Source organism: Micromonospora sp. NPDC023633 (assembly GCF_040640035.1).
Lineage (GTDB): Bacteria > Actinomycetota > Actinomycetes > Mycobacteriales > Micromonosporaceae > Micromonospora.
The window spans coordinates 46,774-63,209 of record NZ_JBFABB010000001.1; the positions used below are offsets into that span (position 1 = coordinate 46,774).

15 protein-coding genes and 1 tRNA gene are annotated in these 16,436 nt (G+C 72.7%); 7 read left to right on the forward strand and 9 right to left on the reverse strand.

The window, feature by feature from the left end; genetic code table 11:
* Positions 1-99: 99 nt before the first annotated feature.
* From AB0G13_RS00255 to AB0G13_RS00270, 4 genes are read left to right on the forward strand one after another with little or no spacing between them, the layout of a single operon-like run.
* Positions 100-906, forward strand: coding sequence for a DUF881 domain-containing protein (locus AB0G13_RS00255; protein WP_357866625.1), 807 nt, complete (start codon positions 100-102; stop codon positions 904-906).
* Complete coding sequence (locus AB0G13_RS00260; protein WP_357866628.1) at positions 903-2,942, forward strand: class E sortase; 2,040 nt, start codon at positions 903-905, stop codon at positions 2,940-2,942. Before AB0G13_RS00255 ends, AB0G13_RS00260 begins: the two co-directional genes overlap by 4 nt.
* Positions 2,943-2,944: 2 nt before the next feature.
* Positions 2,945-3,229, forward strand: coding sequence for a hypothetical protein (locus AB0G13_RS00265; RefSeq protein ID WP_357866630.1), 285 nt, complete (start codon positions 2,945-2,947; stop codon positions 3,227-3,229).
* A 7-nt stretch (positions 3,230-3,236) separates the two neighbouring features.
* Complete coding sequence (locus AB0G13_RS00270; RefSeq protein ID WP_357866633.1) at positions 3,237-3,887, forward strand: aminodeoxychorismate/anthranilate synthase component II; 651 nt, start codon at positions 3,237-3,239, stop codon at positions 3,885-3,887.
* 22 nt (positions 3,888-3,909) lie between these two features.
* Here the strand turns inward: AB0G13_RS00270 and AB0G13_RS00275 are convergent, their stop codons facing one another.
* The 9 genes from AB0G13_RS00275 to AB0G13_RS00315 form a co-directional block, all read right to left on the reverse strand.
* Positions 3,910-4,254, reverse strand: coding sequence for a hypothetical protein (locus AB0G13_RS00275; RefSeq protein WP_357866635.1), 345 nt, complete (start codon positions 4,252-4,254; stop codon positions 3,910-3,912).
* A 112-nt stretch (positions 4,255-4,366) separates the two neighbouring features.
* Positions 4,367-4,984, reverse strand: a complete 618-nt coding sequence (locus tag AB0G13_RS00280; RefSeq protein ID WP_357866637.1) for an ElyC/SanA/YdcF family protein — start codon at positions 4,982-4,984, stop codon at positions 4,367-4,369.
* Between the two features lie 184 nt (positions 4,985-5,168).
* Positions 5,169-6,968: a Stk1 family PASTA domain-containing Ser/Thr kinase gene (pknB, locus tag AB0G13_RS00285; protein ID WP_357866640.1), complete on the reverse strand. Its 1,800-nt coding sequence runs from the start codon at positions 6,966-6,968 to the stop codon at positions 5,169-5,171.
* Positions 6,965-8,380 carry a protein kinase gene (locus AB0G13_RS00290; RefSeq protein ID WP_357866643.1) on the reverse strand — a complete coding sequence of 472 codons (1,416 nt, stop codon included), beginning with the start codon at positions 8,378-8,380 and terminating at the stop codon, positions 6,965-6,967. The genes pknB and AB0G13_RS00290 overlap by 4 nt, the downstream gene beginning before the upstream one ends.
* A gap of 1 nt (position 8,381) precedes the next feature.
* Complete coding sequence (locus tag AB0G13_RS00295; RefSeq protein ID WP_357866645.1) at positions 8,382-9,887, reverse strand: penicillin-binding transpeptidase domain-containing protein; 1,506 nt, start codon at positions 9,885-9,887, stop codon at positions 8,382-8,384.
* Positions 9,884-11,263: an FtsW/RodA/SpoVE family cell cycle protein gene (locus AB0G13_RS00300; protein ID WP_357866884.1), complete on the reverse strand. Its 1,380-nt coding sequence runs from the start codon at positions 11,261-11,263 to the stop codon at positions 9,884-9,886. Before AB0G13_RS00300 ends, AB0G13_RS00295 begins: the two co-directional genes overlap by 4 nt.
* A gap of 136 nt (positions 11,264-11,399) precedes the next feature.
* Positions 11,400-12,842: a protein phosphatase 2C domain-containing protein gene (locus AB0G13_RS00305; RefSeq protein WP_357866648.1), complete on the reverse strand. Its 1,443-nt coding sequence runs from the start codon at positions 12,840-12,842 to the stop codon at positions 11,400-11,402.
* On the reverse strand, positions 12,839-13,324 hold the full coding sequence (locus AB0G13_RS00310; RefSeq protein ID WP_111134465.1) for an FHA domain-containing protein: 486 nt from the start codon (positions 13,322-13,324) through the stop codon (positions 12,839-12,841). The genes AB0G13_RS00305 and AB0G13_RS00310 overlap by 4 nt, the downstream gene beginning before the upstream one ends.
* Before the next feature lie 6 nt (positions 13,325-13,330).
* Complete coding sequence (locus tag AB0G13_RS00315; protein WP_088996759.1) at positions 13,331-14,119, reverse strand: DUF3662 and FHA domain-containing protein; 789 nt, start codon at positions 14,117-14,119, stop codon at positions 13,331-13,333.
* 226 nt (positions 14,120-14,345) lie between these two features.
* Here AB0G13_RS00315 and AB0G13_RS00320 point away from each other — a divergent pair.
* The 3 genes from AB0G13_RS00320 (at position 14,346) to AB0G13_RS00330 (ending at position 16,417) form a co-directional block, all read left to right on the forward strand.
* Positions 14,346-14,431, forward strand: a tRNA-Leu gene (locus AB0G13_RS00320).
* Positions 14,432-14,498: 67 nt separating this feature from the next.
* Positions 14,499-15,614, forward strand: a complete 1,116-nt coding sequence (locus AB0G13_RS00325) for an NAD-dependent epimerase/dehydratase family protein (RefSeq protein WP_357866651.1) — start codon at positions 14,499-14,501, stop codon at positions 15,612-15,614.
* On the forward strand, positions 15,611-16,417 hold the full coding sequence (locus AB0G13_RS00330; RefSeq protein WP_357866653.1) for a WecB/TagA/CpsF family glycosyltransferase: 807 nt from the start codon (positions 15,611-15,613) through the stop codon (positions 16,415-16,417). The genes AB0G13_RS00325 and AB0G13_RS00330 overlap by 4 nt, the downstream gene beginning before the upstream one ends.
* Positions 16,418-16,436 lie beyond the last annotated feature (19 nt).

Genomic DNA, 16,436 nt, shown 5'->3' on the forward strand with positions numbered 1-16,436 from the left:
GCCAGTGCACGGAGTGACCGAAAAAGGCGGGACTGTTCGGGTCGCCGCAGCGGCCCGCGCCTCCGCGGGCTGAACCAGACGACGGGGAAGGAACGCTCGGTGGAGTACACATCCGGCGCGGCCTCCTGGCAGAAGGTGCTCCGGCGGGCGGTCGCCGGGCTGCTGCCTCGGCGCCCGCGGCAGCGACGACCGGGCTGGTCGATCGGGGTGCCGCTGATCGCCGCCGCGGCCGGGCTGCTCTTCACCACCACGGCCACCACCGCCGGCGGCACCGCCCTGCGCGAGGACCGCCGACCCCAGCTCAACCAGTTGATCGAGGACCGGCGCGCGGAGGTGGCGGCCAGCGAGCGGCGGGCGGCCGACCTGCGCGACGAGGTCGAGGGCCGCACGAACGCCCTGGCCAGCTCCGATGGCCCGATCAAGGAACAGCAGGACCGGGCCGCCGCCAGCCGGGACGACGCTGGCTTCACCGCGCTCGCGGGGTCCGGGGTGACGGTGGAACTCGACGACGCACCGCGGCGCAACGACGGCGCGCTGCCCGCCGGGGCCACCAACGACGACCTGGTCGTCCACCAGGGTGACGTGCAGGCGGTGGTGAACGCCCTCTGGGCGGGTGGCGCCGAGGCCATGTCCATCATGAACGTCCGCGTGCTGTCGACCAGCGCGGTACGCTGCGTGGGTAACACCCTGCTGCTGCACGGCCGGGTGTACTCCCCACCATTCAAGATCGTAGCAATCGGCGATCCCGCTGCCCTGCAGCAGGCCCTCGCCGACTCTCAGGGAGTCCGGTTGTTCAGGGACCTGGTCGACGACTACAAGCTCGGTTACAGGGAGACCGTCTCCACCGTGACCGTGCCGGCGTTCGAGGACTCGACCACGCTGCGCTCGGCGACGGTGCCCCGGTGAGCCGCGTACCGGACGACTGGCCCGAGGACCGCGACGGCCGTCACCGCGACCAGGCTGACGGTCCGACCGCCTTCCTGCCCAAGGTCGACCGCCCCGGGCCCGCCCCGGCCCGCCCGGCCCCGGCTGGCGCCTGGCCGCAGCCCACGCTGCCGTCCCGCTCCCCGGCGCCCCGCCCGCCCCACGGGCCCGACCCGGCCGTCGGCGACGGTCGCGCGCCTGCCGGCCCGCCCGCCGGGGGATGGCGCGCCATGCCCGACCCCGCCCGCCCGACACCGGAGCAGGGCCGTCCCGCGAACCCCGGCCGGTTCCCGTCAGGCGGCGACCGGAGCCGCTCCGACCAGAGCCGCTCCGCCGTCAACCCCGCCCGGCCCACCGAGCCCGGCCGCCCCGGCCCCACGGATTTCGGCCGCCCCGGCCCCGCCGACCTCGGCCGCCAGGAGCCCTCGGATCCCGGCCGCCCTGGGCCCGCCAACCTCGACTGGCACCGGCCCGCCGCCGACCGGCGCGGGCCCGCCGACTTCGACCGACGTGAGCCCGCCGGCTCCGACCGGTCCAGGTCCGCCGACTTCGACCGCCCAGGGCCACTCGACTTCGACCGACGTCAGCCCGCCGACTTCGACCGGTCCAGGTCCGCCGACTTCGACCGCCCAGGGCCACTCGACTTCGACCGACGTCAGCCCGCCGACTTCGACCGGCCAAGGTCTGCCGACTTCGATCGCCAAGGATCCGCCGACTTCGACCGGCCCGGCCCCGGCGACTCCCGCCGCCCCGGCCCGGCGGGCTTCGACCGTCCGGGCTCCGCCGACCTCCGCCGACCCGGCCCGGCCGACTCCGGCCCGTCCGCCGGTGCCGGCGCGCCGGCGTCGTGGCCCGGTGCCGGCCCGGTCCGGCCGGCCACCCCACCGCACCCCACCGCGCCGTCCGACGACCTCCGACGGCCGGGCACCGCCGGGGCCGGTGGCGAGCACTCCCTCCGCCCGCCGGTCGATCGGGCCGCCGCCCGGGAAGGCCAGCCGACCGCCGACGCGCCGACCGCGTTCATCCCCAAGGTGGGCACGTCGGGCACCGGCCCGTCGGCACCGGTCTCCCCGGCCGGCCCGGGCCGCGACGTCGATTCCGGGACCACCGCCCTGATCCCGGCCGTCTCCGGGCGTACGCCGACCGCCCCGGCCGCCCTCGTCGAGTCCACCGCCCTGATGGGCGCGGTGCCGCGTCCTCCGAAGACGGACGAGCCGGAGAGCTCCGACACTCCCGCCGAGCAGCCCCGGCCACGCCGGGGCGAGCGGGTGGTCCAGCTCCGCCCGGAGCAGACCGGCGAGGGCTACAAGAGCGTCTACTCGGAGCTCACCCGACCGTCGCTGGGCTCCCGGCTGCGTACCGGCATCCGGATCAGCGGCGAACTGCTGATCACCTTCGGCCTGGTGGTGCTGCTCTTCGCCGGCTACGAGGTCTGGGGCAAGTCGGCGATCGTCGACGCCCACCAGACCGACCTCAGCCAGCAACTGGCGCAGGCGTGGGGCCCCGAGGGCGACCCGACGGTGGCGCCGTCGGCGAGCGCGTCGACCAAGCCGAAGCCGCCCGTGCAGGGCAAGCCCATCGCCGGGCTCTACATCCCCAAGCTCGACAAGAACTGGGTCGTCGTCGAGGGCGTCACCCAGAAGGACATCCGGTACGCGCCGGGCCACTATCCCTCCAGCGCCCTACCCGGCCAGGTCGGCAACTTCTCCGTCGCCGGGCACCGCAACCGGGCCACCTTCTGGCGGCTCGACGAGCTGAACGACGGTGACGCCATCGTGGTGGAGGGCAAGACCGACTGGCACGTCTACAAGGTGACCGAGAGCCGGATCGTCAAGCCCACCCAGGTCGAGGTGGTGGCGCCCGTGCCGGGCAAGCCCGGGCAGAAGCCGACCAAGTCGATGCTCACCCTGACCACCTGCAACCCGAAGTTCGACAACTACCAACGCCTGATCATCCACGCCGAGCTGGCACGCAGCCAGCCGAAGTCGGCGGGGCGCCCGGCGGAACTGGGGGCCTGAAGGTGTACGGCTGGATCTGGCGCAAGCTTCCCTTCGGGCTGCCCGGCAAGCTCACCGGCAGCCTGCTGATCGCCAGCGCGATGGTGGCCCTGCTCTGGTACGTGGTCTTCCCGTGGGCCGAGCCCCTGCTGCCCTTCGACGACGTGCAGGTCACCCAGGATTCCGGCGACCCCGGCGGTGACGTGGTGCCGGGCGGCGGGGAGGGCGACGGCGCCCCGACCGGCGACGAGCACGACCTGCCGTACGACACCGACCAGAACAACACCCCGCCCTCTCCGGACGAGTGAGCCCCTGATGCGTGTCCTGGTGATCGACAACTACGACTCGTTCGTCTTCAACCTCGTGCAGTACCTGGGTCAGCTCGGCGTGGATTGCGAGGTCCGGCGCAACGACGAGATCGAGGTCGCCGAGGTGGGAAAGGTCGGCGCGGCCGGCGTCCTGCTCTCGCCCGGCCCGGGCAGCCCCGACCGCGCCGGCATCTGCCTCGACGTCATCCGCGCGTACGCGGGCGAGCTGCCGATCTTCGGCGTCTGCCTGGGTCACCAGGCGATCGGCGAGGCCTTCGGCGCCACCGTGACCCGCGCCCCCGAGCTGCTGCACGGCAAGACCTCCGAGGTCCGCCACCGCGACGTCGGGGTGCTCGCCGGCCTGCCGGACCCGTTCACCGCCACCCGCTACCACTCGCTCGCCGTGCTGCCCGAGACGCTGCCCGAGGAGCTGGAGGTCACCGGCTGGACGGGCTCCGGCGTGGTGATGGCGATGCGGCACCGGACGCTGCCCATCGAGGGCGTCCAGTTCCACCCGGAGTCGGTGCTGACCGAGGGCGGCCACCTGATGCTGGCGAACTGGCTCGCCGCCTGCGGTCACGCGGAGGCGCTGGAGCGGGCCCCGGCGCTGGCCGCCGAGGTGGACGCGCGCCGCCGCGCCGCCTTCGCCACCACCTGACGGGCGTCCCTACGCCAGATGGTCAGTACTCGTCGTCATCCTGCCGACGGGCGCGCGCGGCCAGGAGTGTGACGGCCAGGACCGTCAGCGAGACGACGCCGACCGCCTGACCTATCCGGCCGATGCGCTTCGCGTTGCAGGTCCGGTGCGCCTTCTCCCAGTAGTCCCCGTCCGAGGGGCCTGCCCAGAAGTCCAGGTCGAGCCTCAACGCGTTGCCGCAGCTCTTCTGCTCGTGGTCTCCCGGTCCGAGGATGTGGACCGGTAGAGCCAGCAGGAGCAACACCACAGCGCTCCCGAGCCAGGCGACCCGGGTCGGCGTCACCCAGGTAAGGATCCTCGATGGGGCAGGCGCGGCTTCAGGCTCCATCGGGCAGATGGTAGAGCACCCCCTGCCACGCTGCGGCCCGCTGGTGTCAGCACCGAAAAGTGGACAGAGAGGGTCGCCGGCCACCGCCGGCCGGGAACTTTCGGTCAGAGGGTCAGCCGGTCAGCGCATCCGCCACGCCGGAGTTCACGGGCGAGCGGACGGCGGGCGGCCTGCCCCGGACCGCGTCCCATGCCGCCTTGCCGCTGGCGAAGTAGTCCCGGACCGCCTTGCCGAAGAGCAGGGCGGACCCGCAGCCGGGGCAACGGGCGGCCACTCCGTCGACGTCGAGGCCGAGGTGTCGGCACAGCGTCACCGCGCGGGACAGGTGGTAGGACTGGGTCACGATCAGGGCCCGCTCGACGCCGTACACGTCGCGCGCCCGGGCACAGGTGTCGTAGGTGTCCAGGCCGAACGGGTCGGCCACGACGCGACGCGGATCGACACCGAGCCGCTCGGTCAGGTGGGAGGTCATCGCCGCCGGCTCGTCACCGGACGTTCCACCCCCGTCGCCCGACACGAGGACCACCCGGGCCCGCCCGCCGTTCACCAGCGCGGCGGCGGTCTCCAGGCGGCCGGCGAGCCGGTCACCCGGCTGACGGCGGTCCGCCGCCACCGCGGTGCCCAGGACGATCACGACGTCGGCGGCCGGCGCGTCGGCCTCGCCGTACAGGTGGCCACGGGCGGCGGTCGTCGTCCAGAGCCAGGGCAGGCTGGCGAGGACCAGCGCCACCAGGCCCAGAACCGCCGCGCGGATCAGGCGTCGCCGCCACCGGCTCGCCAGTTCCGTCGCGCCGGTCGCCGGCCGGCCTTCGTCGTCGGCACCCGGAGGGCGCCGCCCGGCGGCAACAGAAGGGCCCCGACCGGCGGCATCCGCAGGGCACTGCCCGGCCGGGTCCTCCGCAGTCACGAGCGCGTCAGCGCTCGGGCAGTCGGACCGGCGGAGTGGTCGGCAGCGGGAAACCCCCGCCACCGCCGGGAGCGGACGGCGTGGTGCTGGGCGTCGGGCTCGCCGAGTCGGTGGGCGTCGGCTCGGCCTGCGGCACGGTGACCACGATCGTCACGGTCCTGCCCCTGGCGAGGTCGCTGCCCGCCTGCGGGGTCTGCGAGGTGACCTGGCCGGCCTCCTCCGGCGGCACCTCCCGGCCCCGCTTGACCACGACGTTGTACCCCGCCTCGTCCAGCTCGTCCTTGGCGTCGTCCTCGCTGGAGCCGACCACGTTGGGCACCTGACCGACATTGCCCCTGGAGACCGTCAGGGTGACGGTGGCTCCTGCGGCAACCTCCTTACCCTCTGTGGGCGACACGCCGAGGACGATGCCCGCCTTCTCGGCGTCGTCCTTCAGCTTCCGCTCCACCTTGAAGCCGGCAGCCTCGAGCCGCGTCTTCGCGCCCTCATAGGTGGAGCCCTTGAGGCCGGACGGGATGGCCTTCATCTCCACGCCGCCGCAGACCCGGACGACGACCTCCCGGTTCGGCTCCAGCGGGGAGTTGGCGGGCGGGTTCTGGTTGATTACCTGCCCCTTCTGGCAGGTGCCGAAGACCTGGTCGCCCTCCTTGGGGACCAGGTTGGCCTGCTCGATCCGGGCGAACGCCTCCTGCTGGGTGAGGCCGGTCACCGTGGGAACCGTGACACGGTCGTCGCCGTCGCGCTGACTGAGCAGGGCGGCGGCGAGGGCGATCACCGCGAGAACGCCGACCGCGGCGAACGTCGCGATCAGCCAGGAGGACGCCTTCCGTCGGCGCGGGTCGCCGACCCGGGCCGGCATCTGCCGGGTCTGCGGCGCGCCGGGGGTGCCCGCGTAGCCGGCGGCGGCGGGGGCGAGCTGCGCCGTCTCCTCCTGCGGCAGCACGGGGGTCGCCATCACCGGGCGGCCGGCGGCCGCGCGAAGCAGGTCGGCCCGCATCTCGCCGGCGCTCTGGTAGCGGTTGAGGGGGTTCTTCGACAGCGCCTTGAGCACGATCGCGTCGACCGCGGGGTTGACGTCCGGGTTGATGTCGCTCGGGGTCGGGGGCGCCTCCCGCACGTGCTGGTAGGCCACGCTGACCGGGCTGTCGCCGACGAACGGTGGGTGCCCGCAGACCAGCTCGAAGAGCACGCAGCCGGCGGCGTAGACGTCGGAGCGGGCGTCCACCGCCTCGCCGCGCGCCTGCTCGGGCGAGAGGTACTGCGCCGTACCGATGACCGCGCTCGTCTGGGTCATGGTGGTGGCGCCGCTGGCCAGCGCCCGCGCGATGCCGAAGTCCATCACCTTGACCTGGCCGGTCTGGGTGAGCATCACGTTGCCGGGCTTTATGTCGCGGTGGATGATGCCGTGCCGGTGGCTGAACTCCAGGGCCGCGCACATGTCGGCGCAGATCTCCAGCGCCCGGCGCGGCTGGAGCCGCCCCTCGACGCCCAGCACCTCCTTGAGGGTCCGCCCGTTGACGAACTCCATCACGATGAACGGCAGGGTCTCGCCGGTCGGCGCGGTCTCCTCGCCGGTGTCGTAGACGGCGACGATCGCCGGGTGGTTGAGGGACGCGGCGTTCTGCGCCTCCCGGCGGAACCGCATCTGGAAGGTGGCGTCCCGGGCGAGGTCGGTCCGGAGCATCTTGATCGCGACGTCCCGACCGAGCCGGAGATCGCGACCGCGGTGCACCTCGGCCATACCGCCGTAGCCGAGCAGCTCGCCGACCTGGTACCTGCCACCGAGCAGGCGGGCCTGCGCTGTCATCGCGTCTGTCGTCCTTCGCTCGTCGTCTCGTCGCCGCCCCACCGGGGCGGTTCCTGTCGACGGTACGACGTCCCGGCCGGATCGTCGCGTCCGTCGGGCCACAGCGCGGCGGACGTCGCCGCCGGCGGGGTGGCCGCACCTGACTTCGTGCTTTCCCGCACGTTGTAGGAAATCACGCCGGAGCAGACGAGGACCAGCACGGCCACGAGGATGGCGAGGAGCACCATCCCGGACCGGGACCGCTGCCCGCCCGGCTGGTGCGCCGGCGGGACGGCGTGTCCCGCGTACGGCATCGGCCGGGCCTGCGGCACGGGCGCCGCGCCGCGGGGGTAGCCGGTCGGCGCCATCTGCGGCCGGGGCGCCGCCGCGGCGGGCGCGACCGAGGTGGGCCGGTGCGGCGCGGCGGCCGGGCGCGGGTTCGCCACGGGCGGACGGTGGACCGTCATGGGCGGACGCGGCGGCTGCGCGGTGACGTTCTGCGGCCGGTGGGGCGACACCGGCGGACGCGGCGGCGGCACCTGGGCGCGGCCGGGCGGGGCGGCCGGAGACGCCGGCGCGGCGGAGATGGGCTGGCCGGCTGCCCGGGCCTGCTGGGAGAGCTGGGCCTTCAGCTGACGGGCCACCCCGGCCAGCGTGGCGGCGCTCGGCCAGCGTGCCGCCGGGTCCTTCGCCAGGGCCCGCTCGACCACCGCCCGGACCTGCGGCGGGATGTCGGCGGGCAGCGGGCGGGGAGTTTCCCGGACGTGCCGCATGGCGATGTCGAGCGGATTGTCGCCCTCGAAGGGGCGGCGGCCGGCGAGGCACTGGTAGGCCACCACGCCGAGCGCGTAGACGTCGGACGCGGGCGTGGCGACGCCGCCGGTGGCCTGCTCCGGGGAGATGTACGAGGCGGTGCCGAGCACCGAACCGGCCGCGGTGAGCTGGGCGACCAGCTCCGAGCGGGCGATGCCGAAGTCGGTGAGCACCAGGGTGCCGTTGGGACGGACCAGCAGGTTGCCGGGCTTCACGTCCCGGTGCACGATGCCCTTCACGTGCGCCGCGTGCAGCGCGTCGGCGGCCTGGGCGACGAGCGCCATCGTGCGGGCCGGGGTGAGCCGGCCGACCCGGGCCAACGTGGCCGACAGCGCGTCACCCTCGACGTACTCCATGACCAGGAAGGCGATCTGCTGGTCGTTGCCGAAGTCGTAGACGTCGACCACGCCGGGGTGGTTGATCGTCGCCATGGTGCGGGCCTCGCCGCGGAAGCGCTCGGCGAAGTCGGGGTCGTCGAGCAGCGCGGGGAGCAGGCTCTTGACGGCGACCGTCCGGCCGAGCACCTGGTCGGTGCCGCGCCAGACGTCACCCATGCCGCCGCTGGCGATCCGCTCGTCCAGGCGGTAGCGGTTGCCGAGCTGCACCCCGGGGCTGAGCATGTCAGCGGCCCCCCGGGTCGGCGATGGCGGCGCGCATGATCTGCCCGCCGATCCGGGCCGCCTCGGCGCTGCCGCCGTCGCCGCCGTTCTCCAGCAGGACGCAGACCGCGGAGACCGGGTTGCCGTTCTTGTCCAGCGCGAAGCCGATGAACCACGAGTGGGCAGGGATGCCGGGACGGATGTCGGCCGTGCCGGTCTTGCCGCCGACGGTGTAGCCGTTGATCTGGGCATTGCGGCCGGTGCCGTTCTCGACGACGCTGACCATCATGTCCCGCAGGTCGCTGGCGACCTGGCCGCTGACCGGCTGCCGCAGCTCCTTGGGCTTGGCGGTGTAGTAGCTCGTGGTGCGGTCCGGCGCGAGCAACTGACGGACCAGGTACGGCCGCATCTGGCTGCCGCCGTTGGCGACCGACGCGGCGATCAGGGCGCCCTGGAGCGGGGTCATCCGCACGTCGAACTGACCGATCGAGGACTGCGCGACCCCGGCCGGGTTGACGCCGCCGTCGGGATTCTGCATGGTGCCGGTCCGGCTGGCCGCCACCGGGTGGCCGCCCTTGCCGAGCCGGCCGACGGTGAGGTCCTCCTGCTCGAAGCCGAACTGCCGGGCCTTCTCCTTGATCTTGTCCGCGCCGAGCCGCACGCCGAGCTGCGCGAAGCCCGTGTTGCACGACTCGGTCACCGCGTTCATCAGGGTGACCTCGTCCTCGGGGCAGATCGACGGCGCCGCGTTGCGGATCGGCGTGCCCGAGGTCGGGGGGGTCCAGCTGGCACCGGCCGGGATCCGGGTTTCCTGACCGACGCCGTTCTCCAGCGCCGCCGCGGCGACCACGATCTTGAAGGTGGAGCCCGGGGGCAGCACCTCGCCGAGCGCCCGGTTCTTCAGCGGGCCCTCCGGGTCCTGCTCCAGCTTGTTGTGCGCGGCCGTGGCCTCGTTGGTGTCGTGGCTGGCCAGCGGGTTGGGGTCGAAGCTGGGCATCGAGACCAACGCCTGCACCGCCCCGGTACGCGGGTCGATGGCGATCGCCGCGCCCTTCGACACGTCCCTGCGGTTGTTCCGCAGCTGCTCGTACGCGACGTCCTGGGCCCGCTTCGAGACCGTGAGCAGCACGTTGCCACCACCGGTCTTGTCGCCGGTGAACATGTCCTTGAACCGGCTGGCGAAGAGCTGGTCGCTGGTGCCGGCTAGGAAGTCGTCCTCGGCCTTCTCGATGCCGATCTCGGCGAGGTTGACCGGCTTGTAGCCGAGCACGTGCGCGTACTTCGCCCCGCCGGGGTAGCTGCGCTGGAACTTCAGCTTGCCGTCGGTCTCCTTGCTGACCGCGAACGCGGTGCCGCCAGCCTCGATGTTGCCGCGCTTGCGGTCGTACGTGGCGACCTGGACCCGGCCGTTGTAGTCGCTCGTGCGGTATTCGTCGGCCTTGTAGGCCTGGATCCAGTTCAGGTTCGCGAAGAGCAGACCGAAGAGAACCATGACGACGATGCCGACGCGGCGCAGGGGTGCGTTCACGGCCTGATCACCTCCGTGGGTGCACCGTGCAGCTGCTCCGGCGGACCGCCGGACGGTCGGCCCGCCTTGCCGCCGGCGCCGGTTACGGGCCGGCGGGCGCCGTCGGAGATCCGGAGCAGGACCGCGATGAGCAGCCAGTTGGCCATCAGCGACGACCCGCCGGCGGAGAGGAAGGGGGTGGTCTGGCCGGTCAGCGGGATGAGCTTGCTGATCCCGCCGACGATCACGAAGACCTGGAGCCCGAGGGTGAACGCCAGACCGCCGGCCAGCAGCTTGCCGAACGAGTCCCGCACCGCCAGCGCCGCGCGCAGCCCCCGCTCGACGATCAGCAGGTAGACCACGAGCAGCGCGGAGAGGCCGAAGAGCCCGATCTCCTCGCCGATGCCCGCGAAGATGAAGTCGTTCTGCACCTCGGGCAGCAGGCCCGGCTGGCCGCCGCCCGGGCCCGCGCCGAACAGGCCACCCGTGCCGAGCGCGAGCAGGCCCTGCACGAGCTGGTAGCCGTCGTTGTACGGGTCGGCGAAGGGGTCCAGCCAGATCTGGGCGCGCAGGTAGAAGTTGGCGAACGGGCCGCCGACCACGTCGCCGAGCACGTAGGCCAGGTAGACGCCGCCGAAGAAGAGCACCAGACCGATGAGCAGCCAACTGACCCGCTCGGTGGCGATGTAAAGCGTCACCACGAACATGCCGAAGTAGAGCAGCGAGGTGCCGAGGTCCTTCTCGAAGACGAGGACCAGGACACTGATCAGCCAGACCACGACCACCGGGCCGAGGTCGCGCCCGCGCGGGAAGTCGATGCCCAGGAACCGGCGGCTCGCCAGCGACAGCACCTCGCGCTTGCGCACCAGGTAGTAGGCGAAGAAGACCAGCAGGGCCAGCTTGGCGAACTCGCCGGGCTGGATGGAGAAGCCACCGACCCGGATCCACAGCTTCGCGCCGTTGATCTCGGAGAACCGGTCGGGCAGCACCGCCGGGATCATCACCAGCACGATGCCGGCCAGCCCCAGCGTGTACGCGTAGCGGGACACCGAGCGGTGGTCGCGCATGAGGGCGAGCAGGCCGGCGGCGAGGACGACCGAGGCGAGCGTCCAGGCCAGCTGCCGGCCACCCGTGCCCGCGAAGATGGCCAGGTCCTCCCGCTCGGCGGGCGCCGCGTTGCCCAGGTCGAGCCGGCGCAGGAAGCCCACTCCGATCCCGTTGAGCAGGGCGACCGCCGGCATCAGGGCCGGGTCGGCGAAGGGTGCCAGGAACCGGATCACCAGGTGCAGGCCGAGGAACACGGCGGTGAGCGCGGCGGCCGGCATCCAGAAGTCGGCCGTGATCGTGTCGAGCGCCTTCGCCTCGACCATCGCCCCGTACGCCGCCACCAGCACCATGGCGACCAGCAGCAACGACAGCTCGGCGTTGCGCCGGGACCGGGCCAGGCGTACGCCGGGCTGCTCGCCCGTGGTGGCGGGCGAGGATGCCGGAATGGCCGCTGCGGTCACGGAACGTCCTCGGATCGAGCCGCGCCTACTCCGGCGACCGGCACGCGGCGGGGTCGAGCGCCGGCGAGTCGGTGTCGGAGGGCGGGGCGTCGGGCGTGGTGGTCGGCGCGGCCGGCGTGCTCGGCCGGCCGCTGACCGGCGCGCTCGCGCTCGCGCTGGCGGCCGGGGCGGGCGACACCGGGCGAGTGGTCGGCGTCGGGGCGGTGGTGACGGCCACGGCGCTCGGGCTCGGGCTCGGCGGGCAGACGGGCTTCAGGTTCGGGTTCATCGGGTCGTCGCTGGTCAGCTCGGCCAGTCGGCGCTCGGCGTCGGGCTTGCTCTTGGCCGGGATGCCCTGCTTGACCTGCTCCTGGGCGGCCAGCGTCAGGTCCTCCAGGTCCGCCGGGCTGGTGGAGTGCACCGTGGACAGGTCCATGCCGGCGATCTCGCCCTGGATGCCCCGGAAGACGGCGACCTGACCGTTCTCGGTCGCGCCGACGTAGTACTGCCGCTGGGTGTAGCTCCAGCCGCCGAAGACCGCGCCGCCGACGAGGACGAGCACCGCCAGCGAGATCGCGGCGGCCCGCACCGGCCGACGCCGCGGGCCGTCCGACTCGTCGTCGGCACCGGCCGAGGGCTCCTCCGGGACGGGGGGCCGGGGCGCGGAGAGGGCGGACGCGCGGGCGGCCGGCGTCGAGACGTCGGCGGAGGTCGCCATGCCCCGGTCCCGGGCGGCGGCGCCGCCGACGATCGGGCTCGCCTCGACGATGTCCTGGTCGGTGGCGTCCGCGATGATGACCGTGATGTTGTCCGGGCCGCCGCCGCGCAGGGCGAGCTGCACCAGCCGCTCGACACACTGCTGCGGGTCGGCGTACTCGCGCATCGTCTCGCCGATGGTGTCGGCACTGACCACGCCCGAGAGGCCGTCGCTGCAGATCAGGTAGCGGTCGCCGGGGAGCACCTGGCGGACGCTGTATTCCGGGTCGATGTCGCGCCCGTCGAGCGCCCGGGTGAGCAGCGACCGCTGCGGGTGGCTGCTCGCCTCCTCGGCGCTGATCCGGCCCTCGTCGACGAGCATCTGGACGTACGTGTCGTCCTTGGTGATCTGTGCGAACTCGCCGTTGCGCAGGAGGTAGGCCCGTGAGTCACCGATGTGGACCATGCCCAGCTTGCTGCCGGAGAAGAGGGTCGCGGTGAGCGTCGTGCCCATCCCCTCCAGCTGGGGGTTGGCGTCCACGGTGTCGCGGAGCTGCTGGTTGGCGGTGCCCACGGCCGAACGCAACGCGTCGACGAGGGCGTCACCCGGGACGTCCTCGTCGAGCGGCGCCATGGCACCGATGACGATGTTGCTGGCGACGTCACCGGCGGCCATGCCGCCCATGCCGTCGGCGACGGCGAGAAGCCGCGGTCCGGCGTAGACGGAATCCTGGTTACCGTCTCGGATCAGACCGCGGTCGCTGTGGGCCGCATAGCGCAGGGTCAGAGTCATGGCCGTAATTCGAGAGAAGTGCGGCCGATCCGGATCGGCACGCCGAGGGGGACGGGGGTTGGTCCGGTGACCTTAGCGCGATCCAGGTAGGTGCCGTTAGTCGAGCCGAGGTCCTCGACGAACCACTGGCCGTCGCGCGGCACCAGACGGGCGTGCCGTGCCGAGGCGTAGTCGTCGGTGATGACGAGGGTGGAATCCTCGGCCCGGCCGATGGTGATCTGCGCTTCGCCGAGGGTGATCCGGGTCCCCGCGAGTTGACCGGCGGTCACCACGAGCTGGTGCGCCGCCCTGCCCCGCTTCGCCTTCGCCGGCTTCGCCGCCTGCCCGAGCGAGGCGCCGACCGCCCGGGGGGCGGCCACCAGGCGGCCCGACCGGGCGCCCGCGAAGAGGTCCCGGCGGATCACGCCGACCACCGTGAACACGAAGATCCACAGCAGGATGAGGAACCCGAACCGGGCGACGGTGATGACGAGTTCCGGCAAGGCGGGTCAGCCGTCCACGCGGAAGGTCAGCGTCGTGGTGCCGAGCTGGATCATGTCGCCGGGGTTGAGCGCGACGGCGGAGACCCGCTGGCCGTTGACCATGGTGCCGTTGGTCGACCCGAGATCGGTCAGCACGACCTGACCGCCGTCGAAGTCCAGCCGGGCGTGTCGCCGCGAGATCCCGACGTCGGGCAGGCGGAGGTTGGCCTGGTCGCCGCGGCCGATCACGGTCGAGCCCATCTGGAGGGGGTAGGTGCGCCCGTCGCCGGAGACCAGCCGCACGTTGCGGCCGCCGCCGTGGCCGGGCGGGGGACCGTAGCCACCCCCCTGGTCGTAGGCCGGGTAGGCGGGCGGGCCCGCGTCGTAGCCGGGCGCCGAGACCGGGGCGACCTCGCCGCCGGTGTAGACCTCAGCGGTGACCCGGAACATCCCGGTGTCCAGCCCCTCGCCGCGTTCGATCTCGACGATCACGTCGCCGTAGACCGTCCAGGCCTGCTCGCCGATGAACTCCGCCTGCGACTGGGCCAGCTCCTGGGCCAGCGCCGCGGCGTACGGCGCCAGACGACTGTGGTCGTAGGGCGAGAGATCGATCACGTAGCGGTTGGGCACCAACGTGCGCCCACCGGCCAGGATCGCCTTGTGCGCCTCGGCCTCCCGCTGCATGGCGTTGAGGATCTCCACGGGGTGGACCACCCCTTTGAAGACCTTGGCGAAGGCCCCCTCGACCAGGCCTTCCAGACGCTTCTCGAAGCGTTGCAGCACGCTCACCGGCTCCTCCTCGGGTCCCGAGGACATGATGGTATCCGGCCGGCGCGCGCGCAGCTCACACGCCGCTCGGCCGTCTGACGGCGGCCCGTTCGGACGGGCCGATACTGCCGTGCTACTCTTTCGTCCGCCACGAACGGTAACCGCTCCTCGGACGGTAACCGATCGGTGCAACGATCACGGACCGGGTAGGATGTCCGGGGCCCGCTGGAGACAGCAGGACCGGCACAGACTACAGTGTTCGAGGTCAGGCCACGGGGAAGTGGCGGAATGGCAGACGCGCACGGTTCAGGTCCGTGTGCCCGAAAGGGCGTGGGGGTTCAACTCCCCCCTTCCCCACCAATAGCGCGAGGGCTCCGCAGTCATGCGGGGCCCTCGCGCCGTATCGGGGCGTGCCGTACGTCACGCTATGCTCCGATGGTTTCTGCCTCCGATGGACCAGGAGTGGCGTGTGAGTGTCGCGTTCGTGACCGGGTCGGGCGGTCTGATCGGCTCCGAGGCGGTCCGGCACTTCGCCGGCCTCGGTCTCGAGGTCGTCGGCATCGACAACGACATGCGGCAGGAGTTCTTCGGCGAGGAGGCGTCCACCGCCTGGAACGTCCGGCGGCTGACCGACGAGCTGGGGCCCGCGTACTCGCACCACAGCATCGACATCCGGGACCGGGCCGCGCTGGCCAAGCTCTTCAAGCGGTACGGCACCGCCGTCGCCGTGGTGATCCACACCGCCGCCCAGCCGTCGCACGACTGGGCGGTGCGCGACCCGTTCACCGACTTCGACGTGAACGCCGCCGGCACGCTCAACGTCCTGCAGAACGTGCGCGAGCACTGCGTCGAGGCGCCGGTCATCCACTGCTCCACCAACAAGGTCTACGGCGACCGGCCGAACAGCCTGCCCCTGGTGGAGCTGGAGACCCGGTGGGAGATCGAGCCGGGGCACCCGTACGAGCAGGGCATCCGCGAGGACATGTCCATCGACGCCTGCCTGCACTCGATCTTCGGCGCCTCGAAGGTGGCGGCCGACGTCATGGTGCAGGAGTACGGCCGCTACTTCGGCATGCGGACGGCCTGCTTCCGGGGCGGGACGCTGACCGGCCCGGCGCACTCCGCGACGGAGCTGCACGGCTTCCTCGGCTACGTGATGCGCGCCAACATGGAGCGCCGGACCTACAAGATCTTCGGCTACCAGGGCAAGCAGGTCCGCGACGCCATCCACAGCTCGGACGTGGTCTCCGCGTTCGAGGCGTTCTTCCGTAACCCCCGCTCGGCGGCGGTCTACAACCTCGGCGGCGGGCGGCACTCGAACACCTCCAACCGCGAGGCGTTCGCGCTCGCCGAGCAGATCACCGGCCAAGAGATGATCACCGAGTACGTCGAGGCCAACCGGATCGGCGACCACAAGTGGTGGATCGGCTCGAACGAGGCCTTCCAGGCCGACTACCCCGAGTGGAAGCAGGTCTACGACGTGCCCATGATCATGCGGGAGATCTACGAGGCCAACGTGGACAAGTGGGTGCCGGGAGCATGACCGGCAGGGGCAAACGGAACGTCCTCGGGGTCCTGGTCGACGCCACCGACTACGCCGCGGCGACCGAGCAGGTGGTGGCGGCCGCGCAGGAGCGCCGCCCGCTGGCGCTGACGGCGCTGGCCGTGCACGGCGTGATGACCGGGGTGCTCGACCCGGCGCACAACGCCCGGCTGAACTCCTTCGACGTGGTCACCCCCGACGGCCAGCCGGTGCGCTGGGCGCTCAACCTGCTGCACGGCGCCGGGCTCACCGACCGGGTCTACGGCCCCACGCTGACCCTGCACGTGCTCTCCCGGTTCGCCGACGAGGGGCTGCCGGTCTACCTCTACGGTTCGACCGAGGAGACCCTGGCCAGGCTGATTCCGGCGCTGGAGCGGATGTTCCCGGCACTGAAGATCGCCGGCGTGGAGCCGTCCAAGTTCCGGGCGGTGCAGCCGGGCGAGGACGTCGAGATCGCCGACCGGATCAGGTCCAGCGGGGCCCGCCTCGTGCTGGTCGGGCTGGGCTGCCCGCGCCAGGAGGTCTTCACGTACGCCATGCGACCGCTGTTGGACATGCCGCTGATGGCGGTCGGGGCGGCCTTCGACTACCACGCCGGGCTGCTGCGCCAGCCCCCGCCGTGGATGCAGCGGGCCGGCCTGGAGTGGTTCTGGCGTCTCGGCCTGGAACCGAAGCGGCTCTGGCGACGCTACGTGATCCTCAACCCGGCCTACCTGACCCGGCTCGCCGGGCAGAAGACGGGGCTGTGGAAGGCGCGACCGCCGGCCCCGGCCACGGAGCGCCCGCCGACCTTCGCCGTCTGATCCGACCGACAGCACGCGG